Raw genomic sequence first — 9,376 nt, 5'->3', positions numbered from 1 at the left:
TTTAGAATTTCTGTAGTAAAATCGTTCATATGGAAGTCCTCTTTTCTGTGAATGTGTTGTGGTAACTCTATTCTACAGAAGGGACTTCCTTTTTTCTATTTACACAAAATATTTTACACTCTCAAGAAAAGGGGCTGGAAATATATTCCCGCCCCTTTTTTTCTTTCAGTCTTATACGTCTAATAATTCTTTTTCTTTCTTAGCCGCAATTTCATCGACGCGTTTTGTACTTTGATCCGTAAGTTCTTGAACTTTCTTTTCGTTAGCACGCAATTCATCTTCTGTGATGTCGCCATTCTTTTCAGCTTTTTTCAAAGCATCCATTGCATCGCGACGAATATTACGAATCGCAATTTTCGCATTTTCTGTATCTTTTCCTACAACTTTAACTAACTCTTTTCTTCTTTCCTCTGTTAGAGCAGGAATGACTAAACGAATCAAGGTACCGTCGTTTGTAGGATTAATTCCTAGGTCACTTTGGTAAATTGCACGTTCCAAATCAGATAAGATTGATTTGTCGTATGGTGTAATCGTTAGCATTCTTGCTTCTGGAACGTTAATAGTAGCTAGTTGGTTAACAGGCGTTTTTGCTCCATAATATTCTACTTCTAAGCGGTCTAACAAGCTGACGTTCGCAACTCCAGCTCGGATCGAACCTAATTCTCTTTCTAGTGATGCTTCGGCTTTCTTCATGCGTTCAGCTGTATGATCTAGAATTTCTTTCATTCTTTCGTCCCCCTTACAGTTGTACCAATCTCTTCTCCCATTATAACACGACGGATGTTGCCTGAGGTATTTAAATTAAAGACGACCAAGGGAATATCATTATCCATGCTTAGCGAACTTGCTGTAGAGTCCATTACTTGAAGACCTTTTGAAATCAAGTCTAAATGAGTCAGTTCCGTATATTTTACTGCAGTAGCGTCTTTCATTGGATCAGCGGAATAAACACCATCCACATTATTTTTCGCCATCAAGATTACGTCTGCTTCAATTTCTGCAGCACGTAGCGCAGCTGTTGTATCGGTAGAGAAATAAGGATTGCCTGTTCCGCCCGCGAAAATAACAATACGCCCTTTTTCTAAATGACGAATTGCTTTTCTACGAATATATGGTTCTGCAACTTGACGCATTTCGATTGAGGTTTGTACACGAGTTGGTACTCCTTCATTTTCTAATACGTCTTGAAGAGCTAAGGAATTCATTACGGTCGCTAACATGCCCATGTAATCAGCTTGCGCTCGCTCCATGCCCATTTCTGCACCAGTTGTTCCACGCCAGATATTTCCACCGCCGACAATAATGGCGATTTCAACTCCTAGTTCATGGATTTCTTTGATTTCTTGCACCATTTGTTTGATGACAGGTGGATTAATTCCAAATCCTAATTCACCAGCAAGCGCTTCTCCACTCAGTTTCAGAATAACACGTTTATACTTTGGTTCAACCATCATTTTTCCTCCATCGTTCGATCCCTGCTGCTTCCATCCGCAGTGATATCTATAGTGAGAGAGCCTGAGACGATTGCCCCAGGCTCTATTCACGTTATTATTTTTTAATTTGATTCATAACTTCTTCTGCAAAGTTTTCTTGACGTTTTTCAATTCCTTCGCCTACTTCAAAGCGAATGAACGATTTGATGGATCCGTTATTTGCTTTCGCAAACGCAGAAACAGTCATGTCTGGATCTTTAACAAATGGTTGGTCATTCAATGAGATTTCACCCAAGAATTTGTTTAGACGACCTTTAATCATTTTTTCAACGATGTTAGCTGGTTTTCCTTCGTTCAAAGCTTGCTCTGTAAGAACTTTTTCTTCATGAGCAATTTCTTCTTCAGGAACTTGCTCACGGGAAACGTAACGAGGGTTGATTGCAGCAACGTGCATTGCAACGTCTTTCGCAACTTCTTCGTTTGCTCCTTCAAGAACAGTCAATACAGCAATACGTCCGCCTTGGTGCAAGTAAGCACCAAACATTTCAGAATCCGTTTTTTCAACGATTTCGAAACGACGCAAAGAGATTTTTTCACCGATTACAGTTGTTGCTTCTGCAATACGGTCGCTTAGTGTACCTTCTTCAGTAGTCAAAGCTAGTGCTTCTTCAACGTTAGCTGGTTTGTTTGTTGCAATCAAAGTTGTAATGTCTTGAACTAGGTTTTGGAATTTATCGTTTTTAGCAACAAAGTCTGTTTCAGCGTTCACTTCAGCGATAACTGCTGAGTTTCCACTTACGTAAACATTTGCTAAACCTTCTGCAGCGATACGGTCTGCTTTCTTAGCAGCTTTTGCCATTCCATTTTCTCTTAAGTAGTCAACTGCTTGGTCCATGTCGCCATCAACAGCCACCAAAGCTTTTTTAGCGTCCATCATACCAACGCCAGTCATATCACGTAATTCTTTTACCATTTTTGCGGTAACTTGTGCCATGTTTGTAATCCTCCTATATATTCTTTTTCATATAAAAACTGCCTCAAAAAAGAGAAGATGCTGGCTTGTGTGCTGCAATATCTTTCTTATTCTGAGACAGCCATTTTGGATTTATTTGATTAAATCGTTAGGAAGCCTTATGCGTTTCCGTTGTCGCCTTCAACCACTTCAACGATTTCTTCCAAAGAAGTTGCTTCATCTGACTCAGCAGCGAATGCTTCTTCAACTTCTTGATCAGCACCTTGATTTCCTTCGATCATAGCGTCAGCCATTTTACCAGTAATCAATTTAACAGCACGGATTGCGTCATCGTTTGATGGAATTACTACGTCAATTTCATCTGGGTCGCAGTTTGTATCAACCATAGCTACGATAGGAATGTTCAATTTTTGAGCTTCTTGAACAGCAATTCTTTCTTTACGTGGGTCAACGATAAACATTACATCAGGGATGCGTGGCATATCTTTGATTCCGCCTAAGAATTTTTCTAAACGTTCTTGTTCTTTCAACAATAGACCTACTTCTTTTTTAGGAAGTACTTCGAAAGTTCCATCTTCTGACATTCTTTCGATGTCTTTTAGACGTTTGATACGTTTTTGGATTGTATCCCAGTTTGTCAAAGTTCCGCCTAACCAACGGTGGTTAACGAAGTATTGACCTGAACGGATTGCTTCTTCTTTAATAGAATCTTGAGCTTGTTTTTTAGTACCAACGAACAAAGCGATTCCGCCGTCTTTAGCTAAATCAAGCATGTATTCGTAAGCTTTATCTACTAATTTAACTGTTTTTTGCAAGTCAATGATGTAGATACCATTTCTTTCTGTAAAGATGTATTGCTTCATTTTTGGGTTCCAACGGCGTGTTTGATGACCGAAGTGAACACCAGCTTCTAGCAATTGTTTCATTGAAATTACTGCCATGTTGTTCTTCCTCCAATAGGTTTTTTATTTTTCCTCCCCCAGCTTCTACTACAAGGATAACTTCAAAAGAAGCACCCATCCTCGTATCCGCCAAGGTGTGAAATATGGTGGTTATGCACCGTATTCCATTATACGGATTATTGAGTAAAATGCAAGTAATAAAACAATTTTTTTCCTCGAATGAAATCAAGGCTTCTGCGCTTGATCCTGCTTCATTATTTTCTTGAAAAAAAATGGATTCTATCGCATACTAAGGTGGCATGAATTCTGAAGGGGGTCCACCTATGTTTTATAATTTCGTTGTCCGCGTCATACGGGCACTTCTTCTTCTTTTGAATGGAAGAATGGATGTTCAAAATAAAGAAAAATTACCTGAAAACCAGCGTTACATCTTAGCATCACCTCATCGTAGCTGGCTTGATCCAGTCTACATCGCGGTAGCAGCTTTCCCTCATCTTTACTCAACAATGGCTAAAAAAGAGTTGTTCGACCGTCCGTTCATCGCTTTTTTCTTGAAGTTAATGCATGCTTTTCCGGTTAATCGGGAAAAACCAGGTCCAAGTGCCATCAAACAGCCTGTTACAATCTTAAAAGAAGGAACACGGAATATCTTAATTTTTTCAACCGGTACCCGTTATGACGATCAAGTAAAAGGCGGCACCTCAACGGTTGCGCGGCTTGCAAAAGCTCCGATTGTTCCCGTTGTGTATCAAGGACCGTTTAGCTTCTCTACCCTCTTGAAAAGAGAAAAAGGCCATGTTCGATTTGGTGATCCAATTTACATTCCAGAAGGCCGTGTAACGAAAGAGCAAATGGCTGAAATTGATTTACAACTGGCTCAGTCATTTCAAACACTCGACAAAGAAATTAATCCAAATTTTGTATTTGAATATTCCAAAAAAGACTAAAAAATCCGTAAAAGAGAGCTGCAAGAATAGGCTCCCTTTTACGGATTCTTTTATTTGTCTTAATCTTCCATTGATTGCAATTGATACATATCATAATAGGTCCCTTTTTGAGCAATTAACTCCTCATGGGTGCCTCGTTCCACAATGTTTCCTTTATCCAAGACCAAAATCAAATCCGCATCACGAATTGTAGAAAGACGATGGGCAATCGCAATGGTTGTCCGTCCTTGTCTCATCCGGTTCATACTAGCTTGGATTAAGGATTCTGTTTCCGTATCGATATTGGCGGTGGCCTCATCCAGAATTAATATCTTCGGATTGCGTATAATGGTTCGCGCAAAGGAAACAAGTTGTCGTTCCCCACTTGAATAACTTGCTCCTCGCTCAATGACTTTTGCATGATATCGTTCAGGAAGTCGTTCGATAAATTGATCTGCATGAACAAAATGTGCGGCCTCTTCTACATCGCGCTCCCCTAATTCATGATTCATTAAGCGAATATTCCGCATAATGTCTCCATAGAACAAGAAGGAATCTTGTAGCACTAACCCCATTTTATTTCGAAGCTCTTCCATCGGATAAGTTTTGATGGATCTTCCATCAATCAATATGTCTCCTTCTTCAAATTCATAGAAGCGCATCAGAACATTAATAATCGAGCTTTTTCCACTTCCTGTGTGCCCAACCAGAGCAACTGTTTCTCCTGGATTAGCGGTAAAGGAAATATTTTTTAGTACGTTGTTTTCGCCATCGTAAGAGAAGGAAACTTTCTGGAATTCAATTTTCCCTTGTCCAATTTGGACGGGCTCGGTTACTACTTGAGCAGGTACAAGCTCCTCATGATCCAATAGACGAAGCACACGGTAACTAGAAACGATCCCGTCTTGGAAGACACTCAGGTTGTCCATCATCATACCTAACGGACGGAAGAAATTATTAATATAGGATGTAAAGGAGTAAATAACTCCAACTTCTACAAATGAATCCAATGATTGATTTCCAAATAAGTACAACACAGCCACCAAGGCAATAGATTGTAATAAGCTGATAAAGGGATTCAGCAACAGTGCATTCATCCGCACCATCGCAATTCGTCCATCAGCGTAGGCATCATTAATTTCATCAAATTCCTTTTGTAATCTGCGTTCTTGACGGAATTGTTGAATGATCGACATCCCTAAAATATTTTCATTCAATTTCGTGTTCAATTGGCTGAGACGTTCCCGCATCGTCCGATAAACTCGTGTACTATAACGCTGATAGAACCAAACCATAAACAGCATCGCTGGCAAAAATAGTAAAAAGACCAGAGTAATCTGCTTATCCAGCATCCACATTGCGATAAATACCGTTATGATGCTGAGTATTCCCTCAATTAATGCGAGAAAGACATTCCAAAATTCCTTGATTGTCTCTGTATCATTTGTGACGCGCGAAACGATGGAACCAGCTGGCGTCTGATCAAAATAACGCATTCCCAAGCCGTTGATTTTCCGGAACAACTTGTTACGGATATTTTCTACTGACTTCTCGGCCGCCATACTGAATAAAAAGTTTTGTAAATACATCGTACCCATTTTCAATACAACTACAAGCATATACAAAAGTGCAAAACCAATCCCAATTTCGAGTGTTGCATTATTAACAGATACATAGTCATCAATAAAAATTTGGATGATTCGTGGTGAGATGACATCCGCTACCGCTAAACCGACCCCAAACAATAACGATCCAAGGAATCCTTTTTTATATGGCATCGCAAACACAAAAATACGTTTAAGTACTTGCTGTTGCTCTTTTAAGGACATGGATTTAGACCAAACTGATTGTTCCATTAATTTACACCTTCAATCTTACTCTCAAGTTGCTGTTTATCGTACATTTGTCGATACCACCCCTGTTGAGACATGAGCTCTTCATGGTTTCCACGTTCCACAATGGTTCCATGATCCAACACAATAATTTCATTCGCATGCATGACACTGCTAATTCGATGAGCGGCGATAATGGTTGTGCGATTCGCTCTCTTTTCTTTCAGATTACGTAAGATGGTTTCTTCTGTCTTCGCATCTACGGCAGATAAGGAGTCGTCTAAAATCAACAGTTCTGGTTGAGTAATCAGTGCCCGCGCAATGGCAATCCGTTGCTTCTGACCACCGGACAAGGATACTCCTCGCTCCCCTACTAGCGTTTCGTACCCCTGCGGGAACAATAAAATATCTTCATGAATCGCAGTTGTTCGAGCAGCTTCTTCAATCTGTTCTTCGGTATAATCGGGATTTGCAAAACGAATATTCTCTCTGACATTCGTTGAAAACAAGAAGTTATCTTGTGGTACATATCCGATACCAGATAACAAATGATTCAATTCATAGTCCTTAATATTGATCCCATTATAGAGAATTTTTCCATTGTAATGGTCATAGGAGCGTAAAAGAAGACTAAACAATGTACTCTTGCCTGCACCTGTACGCCCAACAATCCCCAACGTTTCCCCTTTTCGCAAGGTGAGGTGAGTATCAAATAGAGCTGGTTCCTCTCCATCCGGATACTGAAACTCATTGAGATGAATTTCTAAATCTCCATCCAGTGGCTTGGCAACAGCGTCTTCTTTTTCACGAATGTGAGACTTTTCTTGCAGCAATGTGTCAATCCGATTGTAACTGGCGCTCCCTCTCTCTAATACGTTCATTAGTCGCCCTACAGCCATCATAGGCCAACTCATCAGGCCGATATAACTAAAGAAAGTAACCAAGTTTCCAATCGTCATTTCACCGTTTTGAATAAAGATTCCACCAAAAATGATGGATAGTGCATAGGATAAACCAAGGATAAATGTAATCGCCGGACGGAATAGAGAATCAATTCGATAAACTTCTTTGTTTTTCTCCACAACAGACTTTGTTTGTCGTTCGAAGTCTTTAATATCTTCTTCCTCTTCACCAAACGTCTTAATTACCTTAACCCCAGTAATACTCTCTTGCGTCTTGTCGTTTAAGCTGGAAAATTCAGCTTGTGCTTTACGGAAAGTTCGGTGCATTCTTTTACCGAGTAAGCGGGAAACAATTGCAAGTGCAGGGATTGGAATCATAGCAATCAAGGTTAGCTTCCAACTAATTGAAAAAAACATCGTAATCAAGGTAATTCCGCCAGAAGAGATTGAATCAGCTAGCGTCAAAATTCCTGAACCCGCTACCATTCTGATGGAAGTTAAATCATTTGTTGCGTGCGCCATTAAGTCCCCTGTACGGTACTTTTGGAAAAAAACAGCATCCATCTTTGTAAAATGGTGGAACAGACGCGAACGAAGAATTCGTTCCAATTTTGCCGAGGTTCCCCAAATTCGCATCCGCCAAATATAACGGAACACATACTGCGAAACACCACAAAGTAGAATGATGAGTACTTGAATTACTAAGGCACGGCTCGTTAAAACTTGTTGATCAATTTGGTCAATAATATCTCCTACAATTCGAGGAGAAATAACTTGAATAAGTGCTACTAGGATTAAAAATATTACCCCGATCGTGTATGCCTTCCATTCTTGCTTAAAGAACCATTTTAACTTCTTGAATATTTCCATCCACAACACCCTTTCATTTCTGTTAGCGTTAGGAACAAGTGACTTGCTTATAGATATAAAAATAGTGGATCCAATATTGCATCCACTATTTTATATTTACTTATTCTTTTTAGTGTTTTTTGCTGATTGAGCCTTCATTGATGCCAAAATTTGCTTCACTTTACGCTCTGAAGGTTTTTGCCCCATCTGCATCATCATGTTGCGCAACATATCTTCTGAAATAGGTGGGTTTTCAGCAAAATAGTTCATCATGTAGCGACGTGCCAAGAAAAATCCACCTACAGCACCTGCTAAAACTCCCAAAATTACAATAAAAATCCAAGCTCCTGTAGTCATAATACCCCTCCTTCCAAACTGCTTCATTAGAGTATTGTACAAGAAGATTCCAAAAAAATAAATAGAAATAGACGTTTCTCCTTTTTAATTCAAGAATAAAACATTTTTTTGCGAAATAGCGAACATGCGTTTGATTAAACAGAGCCTTTATGCTAAAATGTACTTAAAATTAGAACAACGGAGATGATGCTCGAATGAGTAAAGGCAGAGAGACACGACAAACTGAAGTACTGCGCTTCATTTATCGTCAAGTTCAAGAAAAAGGCTACCCACCGACTGTACGTGAAATTGGTAATGCAGTTAATCTTTCTTCCACTTCTACCGTTCATGGTCACTTGTCGAGATTAGAAAAAGCAGGTCTCATTTATCGAGATCCTACGAAACCAAGAGCCATCGAAGTAACAGAAGCGGGGAAAAGTAATTTAGGAATTAAAAGTAATCAAATGCCTCTTTTAGGTGTGGTTACTGCAGGTGCTCCTATTTTGGCTGTGGAAGAAGCAACAGATTTCTTCCCAATCCCACCAAACTTCACTAGTTTAACCGAAGATTTATTTATGTTGAAGATTCGTGGAGACAGTATGATTAATGCAGGAATATTGAATGATGACTCTGTCATCGTACGTAAACAAAGCTTTGCAGACAATGGCGACATTGTTATTGCGATTACAGACGAAGAAGAAGCAACCTGCAAGCGATTCTTTAAAGAGAAAGATCACTACCGCTTACAACCAGAAAATGATTTACTCGATCCAATTATTTTGGAAAACGTGCAAATCCTTGGAAAAGTTGTTGCACTTTATCGGAGCCATGTATACTAAATATTCGTATATAGGAAAGAGGATGGGACAAAGGTCCCATCCTCTTTCCTATATAAATATTTGCTCCGTAAACGTGCTCCAAAAGGCAGCTCCGATGTCACTTTGTCATGATTGTTGCTGCTTTAGCAGCTTACAAGCATGATACACTTGGGCGTCAGCCCACAGTGCTTCTGAACTAATGCTCTGATGGTCTATGATCATCCTGCGCTTATTCGTTCCAGTTGCCATAGCCGTTGCAGCTTTAGCTGCTTACGGATATGGTATGCGTTAGAAGATTCGGAGCTAAACGCCTTTTGTCCCACTCTCTTCTTTCCTACGTTTAGTCAAGAGAAATAATATTAATAAATACAGATATTTTTTACTTAGTTGAGCTCTCCTTTGGAG

General features: G+C 39.6%; 9 protein-coding genes. 2 read left to right on the top strand and 7 right to left on the bottom strand.

Features of this window, described 5'->3' with window-relative positions; genetic code table 11:
• Positions 1-171 precede the first annotated feature (171 nt).
• From frr to rpsB, 4 genes are all read right to left on the bottom strand, one after another.
• Entirely contained in the window at positions 172-726 is a 555-nt protein-coding gene (gene frr, locus PVE40_RS11770) for a ribosome recycling factor (RefSeq protein ID WP_274732141.1), read from the bottom strand.
• The gene (pyrH, locus tag PVE40_RS11765; protein WP_274732140.1) at positions 723-1,451 is read right to left on the bottom strand and encodes a UMP kinase; all 729 of its coding nucleotides are present in this window, start codon (positions 1,449-1,451) and stop codon (positions 723-725) included. The genes frr and pyrH overlap by 4 nt, the downstream gene beginning before the upstream one ends.
• A 97-nt stretch (positions 1,452-1,548) precedes the next feature.
• Complete coding sequence (gene tsf, locus PVE40_RS11760) at positions 1,549-2,427, bottom strand: translation elongation factor Ts (RefSeq protein WP_274732139.1); 879 nt, start codon at positions 2,425-2,427, stop codon at positions 1,549-1,551.
• Between the two features lie 137 nt (positions 2,428-2,564).
• Positions 2,565-3,347, bottom strand: a complete 783-nt coding sequence (gene rpsB / locus PVE40_RS11755; protein ID WP_274732138.1) for a 30S ribosomal protein S2 — start codon at positions 3,345-3,347, stop codon at positions 2,565-2,567.
• A gap of 284 nt (positions 3,348-3,631) precedes the next feature.
• On the opposite strand from rpsB, the gene PVE40_RS11750 reads away from it, so the two are divergent.
• Positions 3,632-4,255, top strand: coding sequence for a lysophospholipid acyltransferase family protein (locus PVE40_RS11750; RefSeq protein WP_274732137.1), 624 nt, complete (start codon positions 3,632-3,634; stop codon positions 4,253-4,255).
• Between the two features lie 59 nt (positions 4,256-4,314).
• Here PVE40_RS11750 and PVE40_RS11745 read toward each other — a convergent pair whose 3' ends face one another.
• From PVE40_RS11745 to PVE40_RS11735, 3 genes are all read right to left on the bottom strand, one after another.
• Entirely contained in the window at positions 4,315-6,090 is a 1,776-nt protein-coding gene (locus PVE40_RS11745; protein WP_274732136.1) for an ABC transporter ATP-binding protein, read from the bottom strand.
• The gene (locus PVE40_RS11740) at positions 6,090-7,838 is read right to left on the bottom strand and encodes an ABC transporter ATP-binding protein (RefSeq protein ID WP_274732135.1); all 1,749 of its coding nucleotides are present in this window, start codon (positions 7,836-7,838) and stop codon (positions 6,090-6,092) included. The genes PVE40_RS11745 and PVE40_RS11740 overlap by 1 nt, the downstream gene beginning before the upstream one ends.
• A gap of 96 nt (positions 7,839-7,934) precedes the next feature.
• Positions 7,935-8,174 carry a YneF family protein gene (locus PVE40_RS11735; RefSeq protein ID WP_274732134.1) on the bottom strand — a complete coding sequence of 80 codons (240 nt, stop codon included), beginning with the start codon at positions 8,172-8,174 and terminating at the stop codon, positions 7,935-7,937.
• 194 nt (positions 8,175-8,368) lie between these two features.
• On the opposite strand from PVE40_RS11735, the gene lexA reads away from it, so the two are divergent.
• Complete coding sequence (gene lexA, locus PVE40_RS11730) at positions 8,369-8,992, top strand: transcriptional repressor LexA (RefSeq protein WP_274732133.1); 624 nt, start codon at positions 8,369-8,371, stop codon at positions 8,990-8,992.
• Positions 8,993-9,376 lie beyond the last annotated feature (384 nt).

The sequence above is a fragment of the Jeotgalibaca caeni genome (assembly GCF_028863945.1).
In the GTDB taxonomy this organism is placed as follows: Bacteria; Bacillota; Bacilli; order Lactobacillales; family Aerococcaceae; genus Jeotgalibaca; species Jeotgalibaca caeni.
Note: the sequence above shows the minus strand (reverse complement) of the source record. Positions and strands in the feature narration are given on the sequence as shown.